The organism is Arthrobacter sp. NyZ413, assembly GCF_049390645.1.
Classification (GTDB): Bacteria; Actinomycetota; Actinomycetes; order Actinomycetales; family Micrococcaceae; genus Arthrobacter.
Window position 1 is genome coordinate 3,677,778 of record NZ_CP155434.1, and the last position, 18,608, is coordinate 3,696,385.

General features: G+C 64.1%; 15 protein-coding genes. 10 read left to right on the plus strand and 5 right to left on the minus strand.

The window, feature by feature from the left end; all coding sequences use genetic code 11:
* The first annotated feature begins 288 nt into the window (after positions 1–288).
* Positions 289–1,983 carry a bifunctional 3'-5' exonuclease/DNA polymerase gene (locus ABCW42_RS17190; RefSeq protein WP_423184938.1) on the plus strand — a complete coding sequence of 565 codons (1,695 nt, stop codon included), beginning with the start codon at positions 289–291 and terminating at the stop codon, positions 1,981–1,983.
* 245 nt (positions 1,984–2,228) lie between these two features.
* Positions 2,229–2,426 (plus strand): YegP family protein, encoded by a 198-nt coding sequence (locus ABCW42_RS17195; protein ID WP_423182324.1) that lies wholly within the window; start codon positions 2,229–2,231, stop codon positions 2,424–2,426.
* A gap of 110 nt (positions 2,427–2,536) precedes the next feature.
* Here ABCW42_RS17195 and ABCW42_RS17200 read toward each other — a convergent pair whose 3' ends face one another.
* The 3 genes from ABCW42_RS17200 to ABCW42_RS17210 are packed head-to-tail and all read right to left on the minus strand — an operon-like array spanning position 2,537 to position 5,192.
* The gene (locus ABCW42_RS17200; RefSeq protein ID WP_423182325.1) at positions 2,537–3,217 is read right to left on the minus strand and encodes an NUDIX hydrolase; all 681 of its coding nucleotides are present in this window, start codon (positions 3,215–3,217) and stop codon (positions 2,537–2,539) included.
* Positions 3,214–4,008, minus strand: a complete 795-nt coding sequence (gene nth / locus ABCW42_RS17205; RefSeq protein WP_423184939.1) for an endonuclease III — start codon at positions 4,006–4,008, stop codon at positions 3,214–3,216. Before nth ends, ABCW42_RS17200 begins: the two co-directional genes overlap by 4 nt.
* A gap of 5 nt (positions 4,009–4,013) precedes the next feature.
* Complete coding sequence (locus tag ABCW42_RS17210; RefSeq protein WP_423182326.1) at positions 4,014–5,192, minus strand: hypothetical protein; 1,179 nt, start codon at positions 5,190–5,192, stop codon at positions 4,014–4,016.
* Positions 5,193–5,641: 449 nt separating this feature from the next.
* On the opposite strand from ABCW42_RS17210, the gene acs reads away from it, so the two are divergent.
* From acs to ABCW42_RS17240, 6 genes are all read left to right on the plus strand, one after another.
* The gene (gene acs, locus ABCW42_RS17215; RefSeq protein ID WP_423182327.1) at positions 5,642–7,678 is read left to right on the plus strand and encodes an acetate--CoA ligase; all 2,037 of its coding nucleotides are present in this window, start codon (positions 5,642–5,644) and stop codon (positions 7,676–7,678) included.
* A gap of 173 nt (positions 7,679–7,851) precedes the next feature.
* Positions 7,852–9,168 (plus strand): ABC transporter substrate-binding protein, encoded by a 1,317-nt coding sequence (locus ABCW42_RS17220; protein WP_423182328.1) that lies wholly within the window; start codon positions 7,852–7,854, stop codon positions 9,166–9,168.
* A 125-nt stretch (positions 9,169–9,293) separates the two neighbouring features.
* Positions 9,294–10,298, plus strand: a complete 1,005-nt coding sequence (locus tag ABCW42_RS17225; protein ID WP_423182329.1) for a carbohydrate ABC transporter permease — start codon at positions 9,294–9,296, stop codon at positions 10,296–10,298.
* Positions 10,295–11,203, plus strand: a complete 909-nt coding sequence (locus tag ABCW42_RS17230) for a carbohydrate ABC transporter permease (protein ID WP_423182330.1) — start codon at positions 10,295–10,297, stop codon at positions 11,201–11,203. The genes ABCW42_RS17225 and ABCW42_RS17230 overlap by 4 nt, the downstream gene beginning before the upstream one ends.
* Positions 11,204–11,209: 6 nt before the next feature.
* A complete protein-coding gene (locus ABCW42_RS17235) occupies positions 11,210–13,315 on the plus strand; it encodes a beta-galactosidase (RefSeq protein ID WP_423182331.1) in 2,106 nt (701 codons plus the stop codon).
* A gap of 29 nt (positions 13,316–13,344) precedes the next feature.
* Positions 13,345–14,124 carry a DeoR/GlpR family DNA-binding transcription regulator gene (locus ABCW42_RS17240; RefSeq protein ID WP_133205076.1) on the plus strand — a complete coding sequence of 260 codons (780 nt, stop codon included), beginning with the start codon at positions 13,345–13,347 and terminating at the stop codon, positions 14,122–14,124.
* A gap of 36 nt (positions 14,125–14,160) precedes the next feature.
* On the opposite strand, the gene ABCW42_RS17245 is transcribed toward ABCW42_RS17240, so the two are convergent.
* On the minus strand, positions 14,161–15,180 hold the full coding sequence (locus tag ABCW42_RS17245; RefSeq protein WP_423182332.1) for a LacI family DNA-binding transcriptional regulator: 1,020 nt from the start codon (positions 15,178–15,180) through the stop codon (positions 14,161–14,163).
* Between the two features lie 13 nt (positions 15,181–15,193).
* Entirely contained in the window at positions 15,194–16,396 is a 1,203-nt protein-coding gene (locus tag ABCW42_RS17250) for a Gfo/Idh/MocA family protein (protein WP_423182333.1), read from the minus strand.
* Between the two features lie 239 nt (positions 16,397–16,635).
* Between ABCW42_RS17250 and ABCW42_RS17255 the strand changes: the two genes are divergently transcribed.
* Positions 16,636–17,592 (plus strand): carbohydrate ABC transporter permease, encoded by a 957-nt coding sequence (locus ABCW42_RS17255; RefSeq protein ID WP_423182334.1) that lies wholly within the window; start codon positions 16,636–16,638, stop codon positions 17,590–17,592.
* Between the two features lie 12 nt (positions 17,593–17,604).
* Positions 17,605–18,555: a carbohydrate ABC transporter permease gene (locus ABCW42_RS17260; protein ID WP_423182335.1), complete on the plus strand. Its 951-nt coding sequence runs from the start codon at positions 17,605–17,607 to the stop codon at positions 18,553–18,555.
* Positions 18,556–18,608: the final 53 nt, after the last annotated feature.

The window sequence follows — 18,608 nt, forward strand, 5'->3', positions numbered from 1 at the left end:
TTCAGGAGTGGGACCGTCCCCTCGGGATTCGACGTCTCCCGCGACGCGAAGTTGGTTCCGAAGGTGATCACTCTGCTTTAGATGTTGGCCGCTCATGAAGCCACTGTGGACGAGCGCGCCATGCGCTTGAAGGCCCGATCTCACGTATGTGGACAAGTAACCTGAAGTTTCGGTGTGGAGGAACTGTTAACCAAGCACGCCGCCCCCGGGCAAACGCCCTCAGAAACCCGGACCGCATCCGTCCGCAACGTGCAGGATTCCGCCTAACGGCAAGGCACAATTGTGACCATGTATTTGCTGCTCGCCGCCCATCCCGACGGCGCAGCCATACAGGAAATCACCGCCGCCGGATTAGCCGCCGGAGAGCCGCGCGTCGTAGCGCTGGCCGGTCTGGCCGACGTCGTACGCGTTCTGGAGGAAAGGCGCCCCCGCTGGGTTTGGAGCCGGACGCAGGACTGGTACCCGGCGCTGCTCAACGCGGGAGTCGAAGTGGAGCGTTGCCACGATCTCGCGCTGTGCCGGGCCATCCTGGTCCATTCGGAATTCACGGCCCACACCGCCTACGCCCGCAACGCCGAAAAACTGACCCAGGACGACGACGTCGTCCCTCCGCAGCGGGCTCTTCAGGCTCCGCCGGCCCCGGCCGACCAGGACGCGCTCTTTGACGACCTCGCTCCACGCGCCGCCCGGCCCGGCCTCGACGACGTCCGTGACGAGTTCGCCGCGCAGCAGCAGGCACTTGGCCAAGCGTCCCTGGAGGACCGCCGTCGGCACAGATTGAAACTGTTGTTGGCAGCAGAGTCGGCGGCTGCCATTATTGCCGCCGAAATGCAGTTCACCGGGGTGCCGTGGCGGGAACAGTTACATGAAGGGATCCTGGCAGCCTACCTTGGTCCGCGCCCGCCGCTCGGCCACCGTCCCGCCAGGCTCGAGGCATTGTGCAACGAACTCCGGACTATGCTCAACACCCCCGCATTGAACCCGGATTCACCGCAGGATCTCATCCGCGCCCTGCACCGGAACGGCATCGAAGTGAAGTCAACGCGTCAGTGGGAACTCAAGGAATCGAAGCATCCGGCAATCGGGCCGCTGTTGGAGTACAAGAAGCTTTCCCGCCTGTTCACTGCGAACGGTTGGTCCTGGCTCGACGCTTGGGTCAGCGGCGGGCGTTTCCGCCCCGAATACGTGGTGGGCGGCGTGGTTTCCGGCCGTTGGGCGTCCAGGGGCGGAGGGGCGTTGCAGATCCCTCGCCAAATCCGGGGTGCCGTCCACGCCGATCCGGGATACAAGTTGATCGTCGCGGACGCGTCGCAGCTTGAGCCGCGGGTTTTGGTTGCGCTGGCGCAAGACACGAAGATGGCCGAGGCCGCGCGGGACAAGGACCTCTACGCGGGTATCGCAGCCCAAGGCTTCGGCGGCGACCGCTCGAAAGCGAAAATTGCGCTCCTCGGCGCGATCTACGGCGCTACGACGGGCGAATCCGGCCGGCTCATGCCCCAGCTCACCCGGACTTATCCGCGCGCCGTCGGCTTTGTTGAGCAGGCAGCCCGCGACGGCGAAGCCGGCCGGACGGTGACGTCGCGGTTGGGCCGTAGCAGCCCGCCGCCGTCGGAACGCTGGATACGGAGCCAGCAGTCGACGACGGCGGAGGAGCAGCGCCGGGCGGACGCCATCGCGCGTTCGCGCGGCCGTTTCACGCGGAACTTTGTGGTCCAGGGTTCCGCCGCGGACTGGGCCTCCTGCTGGCTGGCCGAACTCCGACGGCGGCTCCGCGGCATGCGGGCGAACGGCTCGGGCACAGGGGAACTTGTGTTTTTCCTGCACGACGAGGTGATGGTCCATGCGCCTACGGACTCGGTGGAGCGATGTGTCAAGGCGATCGAAGAGGCTGCCGCCGCCGCGAAGGAGTTGCTGTTCGGACGGATCCCCGTGGAGTTCCCGGTGAGCGTCGCTGTGGTCGATTCGTACGACAAGGCAAAATAGGCGCTTTTGACCACGAGGACCATAGCGTCGGGTGCCGCGGAATGCGAGTCATATGGCGGAATCGAAGCTCGTATGACCGGAAAGGGTCACATACCCCAAAGTAACTTCAGCCAGCCCCATCGTTCTGGATAGTCTCGACTCATGGCGTTCAAAGTGAGGGACGCCACATTCTAGGACACAATACTTCTAGGACACAGTGCAAAGACGCACTCACCGTGCGGGCAAGATATGAGGGGGACAGCACAATGGCCGGAAAATTCGAAATTCTCAAAGACGGCGAACACAGCTACCGTTTCCGACTGATGTCGGCGGACGGTACGGTGGTAGCCGAATCTCCCGAGTTCCAACACTTGGAGGCCGTAGTGGCAGGGATCAAAGCCGTGCGGGAAAATGCGGCGACGGGCCTCGTGGTGGACCACTCGAAGCAGCGCCGGGCCGCGTAGCGCGGCCGAGCCGTAGCGCGCTCCGGGCGCCGGGCCGCGTAGCGCGGCCCGGACCACCGCAATAAGCCCGGACCACCGCAATAAGCCCCGGCCACCGCGGTAAACGCAGCCTAGATCTCGATCTCCAGCAACCGTTCCGTATCCCAGGGAACGGTCCACCCGAGCGCGTCGAAAAGGCCGTTGAGCACCATCCCGGTAAAGCCCCAGACCACGAGTCCGTTGATCTTGAAGACCGGGCTCGAAAAGGTCCGGCCGGTTCGTGTCAGGGTTCCCGTGAAGCGGTTTTCCGGGTCAAGGAGGTCCCGGACCGGCACGCGGAATACTTGTGCCGATTCGGCGTAATCCACTACCCGTACTGGAGACGGCGAAGCCCACCACGCCAGCACCGGGGTGACGACGAAGTTGCTGCGCGCGAGTCCGAGTTCGGGCATGACACCCAGGATCTGGACGCCGCTGCTGTCCAGTCCGGTCTCCTCCTCGGCTTCCCTGATGGCGGCCGCGATGGGAGATTCGTCCCCGGGATCGATGCTGCCTCCGGGGAACGCGACTTGGCCGGGGTGGTCGTCCAAGGTGTGCGCGCGTTCGAGGAGCAAGACATCGAGGTCGGCAGGAGCAACTGGTTTCTGCGAATGCGCCGGGATGTTGTCCAGCACCCCGAACAGCATGAGCACAGCCGCTTTCCGGGCCTTGTCCGGGTCGACGGCGCCGGCAGCGATCCGCGGATCCGGACCGGGATGCTCGCCTAGATCGACCTTGGTAATGAGGCTGACCAGGTCCTCAAGCGCCGTCATCCCGGCCTCCTTTGGGATTCCATCCGGATTTCTGCCGCGCGGTGGGTCTCGGCGAGTAGTTGGGCCAGGAGTGCCTCTTTTCCTGGCGCGAGTTCGTATTTGAGCAGTTTGGCGGCCTTCACGGGGTCGGTTTCGCCTTCGCCGTAGCTGGGGCACCAATTCGCCACCGCGCATGCTCCGCACGCCGGCCTGCGGGCGTGGCAGACCCTGCGTCCGTGGAACACCACCCGGTGCGAAAGCATGGTCCAGTCCCGGGGCTCGAACAGTTCCGCGACATCGAACTCGATCTTTACCGGATCTTCGGACGTCGTCCACGCGAACCTGCGCGCCAAGCGGCCGAAGTGCGTGTCAACGGTGATGCCGGGAATGCCGAAAGCGTTGCCCAGCACCACGTTCGCGGTTTTACGCCCGACCCCGGGAAGCGTCACCAGGTCCTCCAACCGTCCCGGCACCTCGCCGTCGAACTCGTCCACCAGGCGCGTGCTCAGTGCCAGGACGTTCTTCGCCTTGGCCCGGAAAAACCCGGTGGGCTGCAGGATGGCTTCCAGCTCCGCGAGTTCCGCCTCGGCCATGCTCCGGGCATCCGGGTAGCGCGCGAACAAGACCTTGGTGACCTGGTTGACCAGCACATCGGTGGTCTGTGCGGACAACACCGTTGCCACGACAAGCTCGAATGGATTGCGGAAATCGAGCTCGGCATGTGCGTACGGATACAGCTCGGCGAGGGCCTTATTGATCCGGCGGGCCCGGCGCTTCCGGGCCAGCGGGGTTTCGAGGGTGTCCACGGCCAGCCTGGTTACCCGCGTTCGATGTTGCTGAGGTCGCGGAGGACGCCCACTCTGCCGTCGGCGTCCTGCACGAGGAATTCGTTGCCGCGGTCCTCGAGGGCCAGGATCCACGTGCCGGGTTCGATGGTGAAAGCGGTCATCCCTGTGTGTTCGTCAATCACGCTCCGGGGGTGGGCGACGGCGAACCAGAATGCCTCATAGTCGCTCCCGTGTTCGTCGTGGTCCCGGCGCGTCGCGGGATCGACCGTGGCACCGATCGTCTGGTGGGCTTGGGTGGCCGGCGTGGCTGGCGCCTCAGGTTTGCTCGCCTCGGTTTTGGTTATGGTGCCGATGTGCTGGGTGGCAGCGTTGCTCGCCGCGGCGTCGACAAGCGGCGTTGCCATGGTGGCGGCAGGCGTGAGCGGTCCTGCCGGAGCCGCCTCTTCCGCAGCAGCGGGGTGCTCGTCCGCGGGCAGGTGGGCTTCGCTATTGGCAGTCGCCGTGGTTCCGGCGCCCGCTCCTACCGGCGCGCCCGCGGGAGTTACCACGGGGGTAACGACGGCGGCAGGTGCGGCAAAGTTCGGCTCGCTCGCTGCCGGGGTGGCCGGCTTGGGAGTTGCCGGCTTTGGCGTGGCCGGTTTCCGAGTGGGAACGGCCGCCTCACGGGCAACGATGTGGGCCGGCAGCTCCACCCGGCCCTCGAAATCCCTCTTGAGGACCGGCAAATGCGGGGCCAGGACGGTAGCGACAAGGAGGCCGAGCGAACCAATCAGGCCCACAAAGACAAAGGGATTGAATGCGCCCGCGGTAGTCAGGAAGAAGAACGCCACGGAGAACGATGCGATCACCGAGGCGAATTGGTCGATTGACAGCGAACCAATCCTCAGGACGTTCCCGGGCTGCAGGCGCCGTGCCGCAAACAGTGCGGCAACTACGAGGGGAAGGATGATGCCCAGCGCGAGGAAGAAGAGGTTGTTCAGGTTCCACAGGTTGTACTGCCTGCCAACCATCGGAAGCAGGGATCCGACAAAGAGGATCAAAGTGGAACCGAAAACGGTCAGGTCCCGGATGGTGAAAGGACCCAGCACCGCTTGGTACTTCGTGGAGTCCTGGTTGCCGGGTTTTGGCGTTTCGCTTCCAGGTGATGCTTCCGAGGCCGATTCCGGCGCCTTCGCACCGCTCGTCGGACCTAGGCTCGTCTGGTTCATCTGCAAATCTCCTTTAATACAGCGGCGCCCGGGACGCGGCCACCCCAAGTTGCACCCGGTGCTCTCCGGACCAGGAGGGGCGCCAAGTTCTCGCGTCTCGAGTCCACTTCAGCCTATTCCAACCGTCTGACAGTCCACTAGTTGAAAGGTGACCCCCGGCTGGGACGATTACGCGTCCGACGGCGGGCGGCAATCCGGCGTGTTCGCTGACAGCGAGTGCCAGAAAGGCGTGATTCACCGCCGTTCGTCGCGAATCAGGTGCCGCTCACGGTCCTCATTGTGACGGCAGACACTTCTTCCCAGCTCATGGCGCTAAGGTGGGTTCCGGAAAAGCACTTTGCGGAATTCCGTGAGGCGCCGCAACCCCGTGCCGTGCATCGCTCGCTCGGGGAAACGCGGCCTACAACGGCTTTCCGCGCGGGCAGAGATCGATGAATGATGAGGTTCACATGTCCCAGGACACCAATGGATCGACGACCACCGCTGCAACCGGTTCCGACGGGGCAGGCAATGGCGATGCCCTTGAAAATCTTCTTCATGAGGGGCGGCAGTTCCCTCCTTCCGCGGAGTTTGCCGCTGATGCGGTAGTAAGCACCGGGGAATACGCGGAGGCAAACACCGACCGGCCCGCGTTTTGGGCGAAGCAGGCCCGGGAATTGCTGACCTGGGACAAGGACTTCAGCCAGGCCCTTGACTGGTCGGATCCGCCGTTCGCGAAGTGGTTCGTCGGCGGGCAGGTCAACGCGGCGTACAACGCACTGGACCGGCACGTGGAGAACGGGCTCGGGGACCGGGTGGCGATCTATTTCGAGGGCGAGCCCGGCGACACCCGCAGCTACACGTATGCCGAACTCGCCCAGGAGGTCCGCAAGGCCGCGAACGCCTTCGAATCCCTGGGCGTGGCCAAGGGCGACCGGGTGGCCGTGTACCTGCCGATGATCCCGGAAGCCGTGATCACCATGCTCGCCTGCGCCCGGATCGGCGCTGTGCACTCGGTAGTGTTCGGCGGGTTCTCCGCCGACGCGTTGCGGTCCCGGATCGACGATGCCGAAGCCAAGCTGGTGGTCACCGCGGACGGCACGTTCCGGCGCGGCAAGCCCTCCCCGCTGAAGCCCGCCGTGGACGAAGCCCTCACCAAACCCGGCCACACCGTGACCAACGTCGTGGTCGTCAAACGCAACGGCGAGGACGTCAACTGGGTCGAGGGCCGGGACCACTGGTGGGACGACACCGTCGGCACCGCACCCGGCGACCACACCGCCGTCGGGCATAATGCCGAGCACCCGCTGTTCATCCTCTACACCTCCGGGACCACGGGCAAGCCCAAGGGCATCCTGCACACCACCGGTGGGTACCTGACCCAGACCGCGTACACGCACAAGGCCGTGTTCGACCTGCACCCGGAGACGGACGTGTTCTGGTGCACCGCCGACGTCGGATGGGTCACCGGGCACTCGTACGTCGCCTACGCGCCGCTCATCAACGGAGCCACCCAGGTCATGTACGAAGGAACCCCGGACTCCCCGCACCAGGGCCGCTGGTGGGAAATCGTGGAGAAGTACAAGGTCTCCATCCTCTACACCGCCCCCACCGCGATCCGGACCTTCATGAAATGGGGACGGGACATCCCGGCCAAATACGATCTGTCCTCCATCCGGGTCCTGGGCTCGGTGGGCGAACCGATCAACCCCGAAGCCTGGATGTGGTACCGGGAAGTCATCGGCGCCAACGCGGGCAAGAACGGCGAAACCAAGGAACACCCCGCCCCGATCGTGGACACCTGGTGGCAGACCGAAACAGGCGCCCAGATGATCGCGCCCCTGCCCGGAGTCACGGCCACCAAGCCCGGCTCGGCGCAGGTCCCGCTGCCGGGCATCGCGATCGACGTCGTGGACGAAACGGGCGAATCCGTTCCGGACGGGCACGGCGGCTACCTCGTGGTCCGCGAACCCTGGCCCGCCATGCTCCGCGGGATCTGGGGCGACCCCGAACGGTTCAAAGACACCTACTGGTCCCGTTTCGAGGCCATGTACTTCGCCGGAGACGGCGCCAAGAAGGACGAAGACGGGGACATCTGGCTCCTGGGCCGGGTGGATGACGTCATGAACGTCTCCGGCCACCGGCTCTCGACGACGGAGATCGAGTCCGCGCTCGTCTCCCACCCCGCCGTGGCCGAAGCAGCCGTCGTCGGCGCCGCCGACGAAACCACCGGCCAGGCCGTCGTCGCGTTCGTCATCCTCCGCGGCGACGCACAAAACAACGGCGACGAAACCGTGCTGGAACTGCGCAACCACGTCGGCAAGGAAATCGGCCCCATCGCCAAACCCAAGCACATCCTCATCGTCCCCGAACTACCCAAGACCCGCTCCGGCAAGATCATGCGCCGCCTCCTCAAGGACGTCGCCGAAGGCCGTGAGGTCGGTGACGCCACCACGCTCTCCGACCCCACGATCATGTCCCAGATCGCCGAATCCCTCCGGAAGTAGGCCTAAGCAAACAAAAAAGGCGGCGGTTCTCCCCTTCGGGAGGGCCGCCGCCTTCGTCATGAAACGCCCGAAGCAAGAATGTTATATTTAGTTCTTTCATGTTCCCTTTTGAGCGGTTATAGTCGGAGTTACGTGAGATAACTCACAAGCACCACGCTTTCAAGGGAGAGAACATGGCAGCGAACTTTGACCCGTCCCAAGCAGCAAGCAACGCCGGACCTGGACGGCGCACCATCCTGAAAACGCTCGGCCTCGGTGCAGCCGGGCTGGCCGGAATCCCCCTCCTGGCCGCGTGCACTGGCGGATCCGGTCCCGCCCCGGGAGCGTCCTCGAACAGCCTGACGTTCGGCTCCGGTTCCTCGGACGACGTCCCCAAGGCCGCCTACAAGGCCGTCACCGACGCTTTCACCAAGAAGACCGGAATTACCGTTTCCACCAACGTCGTTCCGCACAACGACTTCCAGAACAAGATCAACTCCTATCTCCAGGGCAGCCCGGACGATGCCTTCACATGGTTCGCCGGATACCGCATGCAGTACTACGCGAGCAAGGGCCTCCTGGCTCCGGTGGACGACGTGTGGTCGACCATCGGCAGCAATTTCTCCGACGCCATCAAGAAGGCCTCCACGGGAGCCGACGGCAAAATGTACCTCGTCCCGAACTACAACTACCCTTGGGGCTTCTTCTACCGGAAGAGCTTCTGGGCAGAAAAGGGATACGCGGTTCCCAACACCTTCGATGACCTGAAGACGCTTGCCACGAAGATGAAAGCCGATGGCATCATCCCCATCGGCTTCGCGGACAAGGACGGCTGGCCCGCCATGGGCACGTTCGACTACATCAACATGCGCCTCAACGGCTACCAGTTCCACATCGACCTGACCGCCCACAAGGAAAGCTGGGACCAGAAGAAAGTCAGCGACGTCTTCGACACCTGGAAAGCGCTCCTGCCGTTCCAGGATCCCGCGGCACTCGGCCAGACCTGGCAGGACGCGGCCAAGGCACTCGAAGCCAAGAAGACCGGCATGTATCTCCTCGGGTCCTTCGTGACCCAGCAATTCACCGATCCCACGGTGCTGGCGGACATCGACTTCTTCCCGTTCCCGGAAATCGCGATGGAAGGCACGGATGCCGTCGAAGCCCCCATCGACGGCCTGCTCCTGTCCAAGAAGGGCGGCGACAACAAGGCAGCCCACGATTTCCTGGGCTTCATGGGAACCGCGGAAGGCCAGAACGCCTACGCAGCCGTGGACACTTCCAACATCGCCACCGTCAAGGGCGCGGACACCTCGAAGTTCACCCCGCTGAACAAGAAGTGTGCGGACACCATCGCCAACGCCAAGTACATCAGCCAGTTCTTCGACCGCGATGCCCTCCCAGCCATGGCAAACAACGTGATGATCCCGGCGCTGCAGTCCTTCATCAAGGACGGAACCGTGGATGTCAAGAACCTTGAAGCACAGGCCAAGGCCCTTTACGCCGCCCAGTAGCGATCGTGCCAGTTACGCGTCCCCGCCGGACGGGCCACATCGCGCATCGGCGCCCCAAAGACAGGTACGACGACGGCGGACCCACCCGCCGTCGTCGGGCCCTGCCGCAAACTGAAGGAAACCCCATGAGTACTACCGCCGAAAAACCGGCAGCACCGGACAGCGAGCCCGGCGCCGCCGGGCGAAACACGGCCGGCAAGGGCCGGCCAAGCGCCGGGAGGCGGCCCGGCAAGTCAGGCAAGGTCCGCCGGCTCACCAGACGGGACAAACTGGTCCTGGCGATCATGGTCGGGCTGCCCACCCTCATCCAGCTATTGCTCGTCTGGCTGCCCACCCTCTTTTCGATCGCGCTGAGCTTCACGCGCTGGAACGGCCTGGACCTCACGGACATCAAACCTGCCGGAACGGACAACTACAGCTTCGTTTTCCAGGACTACCCGCCGTTCTGGCCCGCCGTACAACACAACATCCTGTGGCTCGTCTTCCTGGCCCTCATCGCCACGCCCCTCGGCCTCCTGCTCGCCGTCCTCCTGGACCAGAAGATCCGCGGCAGCAAGATCTACCAGAGCATCTTCTTCACGCCGGTCATGCTGTCCTTGGCCCTGATCGGCATCATCTGGCAACTGTTCTACAACCGGGACAGCGGCCTGCTGAACTACCTCCTGGGCACGGCCGGCAAACCCCAGGCCGTCGACTGGTTCGGCGATTCGAACGTCAACATCTGGGCCGCCATGGTCGCCGCGACGTGGCGGCACGCCGGCTACGTCATGATCCTGTACTTGGCCGGCCTCAAAGGCGTGGACCCCTCGCTCAGGGAAGCAGCCGCCATTGACGGAGCCAACGCCGTGCAGACCTTCTTCCGGGTGGTGTTCCCCGCCATGCGTCCAGTGAACATCGTGATCGTGGTGATCACGATCATCGAATCCCTCAGGGCCTTCGACATTGTGTACGTCATCAACCGCGGCACGAACGGCCTTGAGCTGTTGAGCGCCTTGGTCATCCAAAACCTGGTGGGCGAAGGCCAAGTAATCGGCGTGGGTTCGTCCCTCGCGGTCATCCTCCTGGTCATTTCCCTCATCCCGATCGTCTTCTACCTCATCCGCACCTTCGGCAAGGAGGGCAAAGCATGAGCACGCTTGCCAACCCCATTCCCAACACCACCGTCACCGTGGTGGGCCAAAACGCCCGCCGACGCCACTACGGAACCCACATCTTCCTTACTGTCATGGCCGTCATGTGGCTCATTCCCCTTGCCTGGGCCCTGTTCACGGCGCTGCGGCCCAAAGCGGACACGGACAAATACGGCTACTTCAGCCTCGGCGGCACATTCAATTTCGACAACTTCATCACGGCCTGGAACCAAGGCGGGTTTTCGAAATACCTCATGAACTCCGTGATCATCACCGTCCCCGCGGTCTTGGCGACATTGCTCTTCGCGTCCATGATGGCGTTCGCCGTATCCCGGGTGAGCTGGAAGTTCAACATCACGCTGCTGATCATGTTCACGGCCGGCAACCTCCTGCCCCCGCAGGTCCTCGCCGCGCCCCTGTTCGAAATGTTCAAGCACCTCACCCTGCCGTACTCCTTCAGCGATTCGGGCAACCTGCTGAACACCTACATTTCGGTGATCGCCGTGGACACGGCCTTCCAGATCGGATTCTGCACCTTCGTGCTGTCCAACTACATGAAGGCCCTCTCCTCGGACCTGACCGAAGCCGCGTTGGTGGACGGCGCCGGGATCTGGCGGCAGTACTGGAACATCATCCTGCCCCTGTGCCGCCCGGCCCTAGCAGCCCTGGGCACCCTGGAAGTCATCTTCATCTACAACGACTTCTTCTGGCCGCTGCTCTTCATCCAAAGCGGTGACCGGCTTCCCATCACCACCGCCATCAACAACCTGCAGGGCGAGTTCCTGAGCAACTACAACCTGCTGGCGGCGGGCGCCACTATCACCGTCATACCCACCCTGATCATCTACCTCGTGCTGCAGCGCCAATTCGTGGCCGGTCTCACACTCGGTTCCAGCAAAGGATAAGAACGCATGGCCATGGACTACATCGTGGACAAACTCGGCGGCAGGATCGCCTTCGGCGGGGACTACAACCCTGAACAGTGGCCTGAGGAGGTCTGGAAGCACGACGTCGCCCTCATGAAGGAAGCGGGCGTGAACCTGGTGAGTGTCGGGATCTTCAGCTGGGCCTTGCTCGAACCGGAGGAAGGCCGGTACGAATTCGGCTGGCTGGACAGTGTCCTCGACCTCCTCCATGCCAATGGCATCAGCGTAGACCTCGCGAACGCGAGCGCCTCTCCCCCACCGTGGTTCAGCCGGAAGTACCCGGATTCCCTCCCGGTCGATGCCGACGGCGTGCGGCAAAGCTACGGTTCACGCCAAGCCTTCGCCGCGTGCTCACCGGACTACCGCCGCGCCGCAGCAGCCCTGACGACGGCGATCGTCGAGCGTTACGCGGGGCACCCCGCCGTCGTGATGTGGCATGTCCACAACGAATACGGTTGCCACAACCAGCCGGACTTCGGTCCGCACGCAGAACGCGGTTTCCAGGAATGGCTGCAGTCCAAGTACGGCAGCCTGGACGCGCTGAACGACGCCTGGGGCACGGCGTTCTGGTCGCAGCACTACTACGACTGGTCCGAGATCCTGCCGCCGCGCCGCTCCGGCACCTGGGTGAACCCCACCCAGCAACTGGATTTCGCGCGGTTCTCCTCCGATTCGCTCCTTGAGTGCTTCACGGCCGAAGCGGACATCATCCGGGCGCACTCCAAGCATCCGGTCACCACCAACTTCATGGGCTTCAACATGGGCTTGAACGCTCCGGTCGACTACTGGCGCTGGGCCAAACACATGGACGTTGTGTCCAACGACCACTACCTGATCGCGGCGGACGAACGGAACTTCCAGGACCTCGCCATGACCGCGGACTTGACTCGTGGATGGGCGGACGGCAAACCGTGGCTGCTCATGGAACACTCCACCTCGGCGGTGAACTGGCAGCCGCGCAACGTGGCCAAAGCGCCCGGCGAAATGCTGCGGAACTCGATGCAGCACGTGGCCCGCGGAACGGACGGGGTGTTGTTCTTCCAGTGGCGCGCGTCCCGGGCCGGGGCCGAAAAATACCATTCGGGTCTTGTCCCGCACGCGGGCCGCGACACCAAGGTGTGGCGCGAAGTGGTGGAGCTTGGACGCGCATTGGCGAGCATTTCGGAAGTCGCCGGTTCCACCGTCCAGGCCGAGGCGTGCATCATCCACGACACCGACGCCCGCTGGGGCACCGAACTGGACTCCCACCCGAGCGAGGACGCCCGGAACATCCCGGAAACGCGGCGCTGGCACGATGCCTTCTTCCGGGCCGGGGTCACCACGGACATCCGGCAAAGCACGGACGACCTTTCCGGTTACAAACTTGTGGTCGCGCCGATGCTGTACCTCGTCACCGACGAAGGTGCCGCGAAGCTGCACGAGTACGTGGAGGCCGGCGGCACCCTGGTGCTCACGTATTTCTCCGGCATCGTGGACGAGAACGACCACATCCGGATGGATCCCGTCAACGGCGGCGGCTATCCGGGGGCTTTCTCCGAGCTGCTCGGCGTGAGCATGGAGGAGTTCTTCCCCTTGCGGTCCGGGGATTCAGTGGACTTGAGCCGTTTCGGTTCCGGGACGGTGTGGAGCGAGCTCGGCAAGCCGACCGGCGCGGAAGTCCTGGCAACGTTCGACGGCGGTGCGGGCACCAGCACGGAAGGTACCAGCGCGGAAGGTACCGGTGCGGGAGGTACCGGTGCGGGAGGTACCGGCGTCGGCGGCTCGCCCGCTGTGACCCGACGCGCGGGTTCGACCGGCTGGGGTGCCGCATATTACGTGGCCACGAGCCTCGGGCGCGACGGCCTTGCCGAGCTGGTGGACGTGCTCTGTTCCGACGCGGGTGTGCAGCCGGTGTTGGGCGTCCGGCCTCCGGAGGACGTGGAAATCGTCAGAAGGAGCAGCGACGACAAGGACTGGACGTTCGTCATCAACCACAGCGCGGAAGACGTGGATATCGCGCTCGATGGCGTCGACCTCCTGAGCGGAACGTCCACCGAGGGTACGCTAAAACTTACTGCCGGAGGCGTCGCCGTCGTCGAGTCTTCCCGCTAACCCATCACCGACCGTCCAGAAAGGCTCCGATGCTCCAGGCAGCGCGCCACACCGCCATTGTCGACGCCGTCCAGCGCGAGCGGGTAGTCCGTGTTTCGGACCTCGCCCAACAGCTGGGTGTCTCCGCCATGACTGTGCGGCGGGACATCGAGGCGCTTGAGGAATCGGGCCTCGTCGAGAGGATCCACGGCGGGGCCAAGATTCCCGGCGACGCCCGGGCCCACGAACCCGGATTCGAATTGAAGTCCACGCAATTGACGGCGGAAAAGCACGCCATCGCGGTAGAGGCCGCAACCCTCGTCCACGAAGGCATGGCCGTCGGGCTGAGTGCCGGAACCACCACCTACGAACTCGCGAAGGTGCTCCTGGACGGTCCGCGGATCACTGTTGTGACGAACTCGATCAGGATCGCGGACTTGTTCCACAACGCCACCGGCTCGCGCCAGGGCTTCCCGGTGATCGTCACGGGCGGCGAGCGCACGCCGTCGGACGCTTTGGTGGGTCCGATCGCCACGGCAGCGTTGAAACAACTGCATCTGGACATGCTCTTCCTTGGTGTCCACGGCATGGACGCAGACGCGGGATTCACTACCCCGAACCTCCAGGAAGCCGAAACGAACCGGGCTTTCATCAGCGCCGCCCGCAACGTAGTGGTCCTGGCGGACAACAGCAAATGGGGCACTGTGGGCATCGCGTCGATCGCGGGCCTGGAAGAAGCGGATGTGCTGGTGACCGATTCCCACCTCGGCGAGGACGCGCGGCGCATCCTCGCCGAGGGGGTCGGGAAGCTTAAGATCGCGGTTCCCTGAGCGGAGCCGGGTAGGGCCATCTTGCCGGGAGCGCTCCTAGGGGCACCCGCACGATTGCCGTACACGCAATTGGGTGGGGAAGATCCGGTGCTGTGGCGCTTCGTCGCGGGTTTCGCCCACGAGCGCGGAGACCGCGGCTTCGGCCATTTCCCACACGGGTTGTTCCACGGTGGTCAGGGCCGGCCAGCAGTATTCGGCTTCGATCGAGCCGTCGAAGGACGCCACGGCGATGTCCTCCGGGACGGAAAGCCCTGCCTCACGGATCGCGCGGAGCAGTCCGATCGCCTGCATGTCCGAGCTCGCGAAGATAGCCGTTGGACGCTCCGGCTCCGCGAGGAGCCGCTGCCCCGCCGCGTATCCGCCTGCACGGTCGAAAACGTCGCGGGCGAGTGGTCCTTCGGGAAGGCCCGCGGCTTCGAGCGCTTTCCGCCACCCGGCCTCGCGGCCGTCCGCATTGTTGTCCGCCGTGATGCCCATGGCAAGGCCGATCCTGGTATGTCCGTGACCGATCAAATGCTCAACGGCCAGGCGGGCTCCGGCTTCCAAGTCCACGCCCACGCTGTTGAAGCCCGGCGCGACCGCCGAGTGGTTGAGCAGCACCGGCCGGATTTCCGCGCCTTCAAGCTCCACGAGGTCCGGTTCAAATACGACGCTCGCCAGCACCACGCCGTCCACCTGCCGGGCAGCGAAGTTCCGGATGTGGCGCATTTCAGTATCGAGTTCGTTGTCCGAGTTCGTCAGGAGCAAAGCGTATCCGCGCCTCGCCGCGGCCCCCTCGACGGCGTGCCCCAAGAGGGCCCAGAACGGGTTGCTGGAGTCGGGGATCACCAGGCCGAGGGTCCGGTTCGAGCCCATCTTGAGCGCGCGGGCCGTGGCGTTCGGCCGATAGCCCAGGACGCGGATGGCGTCCCGGACTTTCGTTTCCGTTGCCGGCGCCACTTTCTTCGGCCCGCCGTTCACAACATAGCTGACGACGGCGGTGCTCACCCCGGCGTGCCGGGCCACGTCCTTTCGGGTCACCGGTCCGCGCGGGGTGTGCACTTCCGAAGTAGTCATTGGATCATGCTAGCTACAAAGATTCGGGCGCATCTCCAAAGTCCCTGATAGCCAGTCGTTCGCCGCCACGGAGTGCCGACTCGTGGGCGACGACGCCCGGGAGGGTGTAGCGGGCGGCCACCCAGGCGTTGACGGGAGGAAGGCTTCCTTCGTTCACGGCCGTCACAAAGTCGTCCACCAGGAACTGGTGGCTGCCCTCGTGGCCGTTCGGCGCACCATGGAACTCGGCGGGCAGCCGGGCGGCGTCGTGCACCGGAGCGAGGCCGGAGATGAACGCGTCCCGCAGTTCCGGCGCGACATCCGCGAGCGAAGGGTCATCCAGCGACATGCTCGGCTTGGTCTCCAGCTGCTCGGAAACGTCCAGGACGCCCTGCTTGTCCTGCCACAGCGTGGTGGTGGCGAGCTGCTCAAAGCTCGCTTCTGTGCCGAAGTAGCGGAACCGGGATTCGCGGATGTGCGAGGGATAGCCCACGCGGCGCATCTCGTTGGTCCGCATCGCGCCGCCGTCGTTCATTTCGAAGAGCGCCGTGGCGTTGGAGAAATCGTTATTGAACATGCTGACGTCCTTGTCGAAGACGCCGTCACCGCGTTCGTCCTTGACGCCGATGCAGCTGACGCTCACGGCGTGGCCCGGCACGGCGCCCAGGACTCCGCCGATGGCGTGCGTGGGGTACAGCATGGGCGGGTAGCTGGCCGTTTCCTTCCAATTCTCACCGCCGCTGTACTGGTAGGCCTCGTAGAAGCCGAGGTCCATATCGTGCACATAGTCACCTTCCGTGTAGAAGATGCGCCCGAACTTGCCCGAGGCTTGCTGTTCCCGGGCATAGACGGTGGCGGGGTTGTAGTAGGAGGTCTCCCCCATTTGGTACACAAGCTTGGTCTCGCGGACGGCCTCGATGATATTGGCGATTTCCTCCTCGGTCACGGCCATGGGCACCGCGGAGTACACGTGCTTTCCCGCGCGGAGGGCGCGCACCACCAACGGTCCGTGGGTCCAGCGCTGCGTAAAGATGGCAACGGCGTCGACGTCGGAAGCCAGCAGTTCATCGAAGTCCGCCATCGTGCCGTCGAGGCCCAGTGCCTCGACGGCTTTGCCGGCACGTTCCGGGAGCTCGTCCACCGCGTAGACCTCGGAGACGCCGGGGTGGAGCTTGAAGAGGTGGGCGAATTGGCTGCCGAACTGGCCAAGGCCTACTACTCCAATTGAAAACGTCATTGTTAACCCTTCGCTTTTGGGTGTGATTGATGGTGGTGCCCTCGCCATAGCCTAAAGCGCCGGTTTTCGCGCTCCCATGAGGGTTAACCCAGTGAATCACTGCGATCTACTCGAGTCAACAAAACGCAATAAATCCAAAATTTACGAACAAAAATGCACACTCGATCTTGACCCCTGCGAATCTACTCGTGTAGATTCGATCCAGATGTTAGCCAAGTCACACCAAGGAAGGGTCGAAGATGACCACGCTCACCAAACAGCCTGACCCTGGGCTTTCAGCCGGGGAACCGCGGAAAACCAGGAAGCGGAAACCCGCCGCCGCCTTCCGCGGCGTCGGGGACCTCAAAGTCGCGTTGCTCTTCATCGCCCCGGCCTTGATCGGTTTTGTGCTTTTCTACCTCGTCCCCACCATCCGGGGGATCTACCTCAGCTTCACCGAGTACAGCATCCTCGGCGACCCCGACTGGATCGGGACCAAGAACTACGAGCAGATCGCCAAGGACCCGCTTTTCTGGAACGCCCTGGGGGTCACGACCGAATACGTCGTGATCAACATCGTGCTCCAGACAGTCCTCGCCCTCGGGCTGGCGCTCCTCATGCATCGGGTCGCGAAGTCCATGCTTGTCCGCGGAGCCCTGCTCCTGCCCTACCTCATGGCGAATGTCATCGCCGCCCTGCTGTGGTTCTGGATGCTCGACTACCAGATCGGCATCGTCAACCAAGTCATCGAATGGCTCGGACTCCCCCGGGTGGCCTTCTTCGGAAGCGAGGAATGGGCCATCCCCACCCAAGCCCTCATCAACACCTGGCGCCACATGGGCTATACGGCGCTGCTGATCTTCGCCGGCCTGCAGGCAATCCCCAACAACGTCTATGAGGCCGCCAGCATCGATGGTTCAAAGGGATTCAGCACGTTCTGGCGGATCACCCTTCCACTCCTGCGGCCCGTGCTCGTCCTTGTGCTCGTGGTAACCGTCATCGGTTCGTTCCAGGTCTTCGACACAGTCGCAGTCACCACCCAGGGCGGACCGGTCAACGCAACCCGGGTGCTCCAGTACTACATCTACCAGCGGGCCTTCGCAGAGCAAGACTTCGGCTACGGCTCCGCACTAGCCGTCATCCTCTTCCTCATCCTCGCGATCGTGGCCTTCATCCAGATGAAGTTCCTCCGCGGCAACCAGTCCGACCTGGATTAAGGACACCCCGCCATGACCACCGTTTCCTCCCCCAAGGCGGCCACCCGCCGTCGTCCTTTCACCGGGAACCGCCCCGCCGCCCGGAAGCGTCCCCTCACCTGGGGCCGCGCCTGCGCCTGGGTCCTCCTCGCACTCGCGATCGCAGTGAGCGTCCTGCCCTTCTACTGGGTCCTCCGGACAGCCCTCTCCACCAACGGCTCCCTGGCCGCCAACTCAGCCAGCCTGTTGCCCGCCGACTTCAACCTCGGCGCCTTCGAGCGGGTCTTCGGCCTCCAGAGCCCGTCCCAAGCCATTGCCGAGGGCGGATCGGGAGCCTCGATCAACTTTTGGCAATACCTGCTGAACTCATTCCTCTTCGCCAGCATCACCACGGCGGGAGCGGTGTTCTTCAGCTCGATGGCCGCCTACGCCTTCTCCCGCTTGCGCTGGAAGGGCCGCGACGGCGTCTTCTCCCTCTTCCTTGGCACCATGCTGGTCCCGCCGATCTTCACGGCGCTGCCGAACTTCCTCCTCATCAAGAACCTCGGCCTGCTCAACACGATGCTCGGGCTCGTACTGCCGTACCTGTTCATGACCCCCTTCGCGATCTTCTTCATGCGCCAGTTCTTCCTCAACATGTCCCGCGAGGTCGAAGAAGCCGCGATGCTCGACGGCGCGAAGCACTTCCGGATCTTCTTCCAAGTGGTCATGCCGAACGCGGCCGCTCCCATCGCAACCCTCGCCCTCCTCACGTTCATGGGCCAGTGGAACGAGTACTTCTGGCCGCTCCTGGTCGGGTCCTCGGAAGAATCGCGCGTTCTGACAGTGGGCTTGGGTGTCTTCAAGTCCCAGTCGCCGCAAGGCGCTCCCGACTGGTCCGGCCTCATGGCGGCAACCCTCGTCTCGGCCACGCCTGTCCTGATCCTCTTCGCGATTTTCGGCAAGAAGATCGTCAACTCCATCGGCTTCAACGGATCCAAGTAACCCCCGCGGCGCTTCACGTCCGCCCCCCTCATTACCCACCCCCATCACGGCCC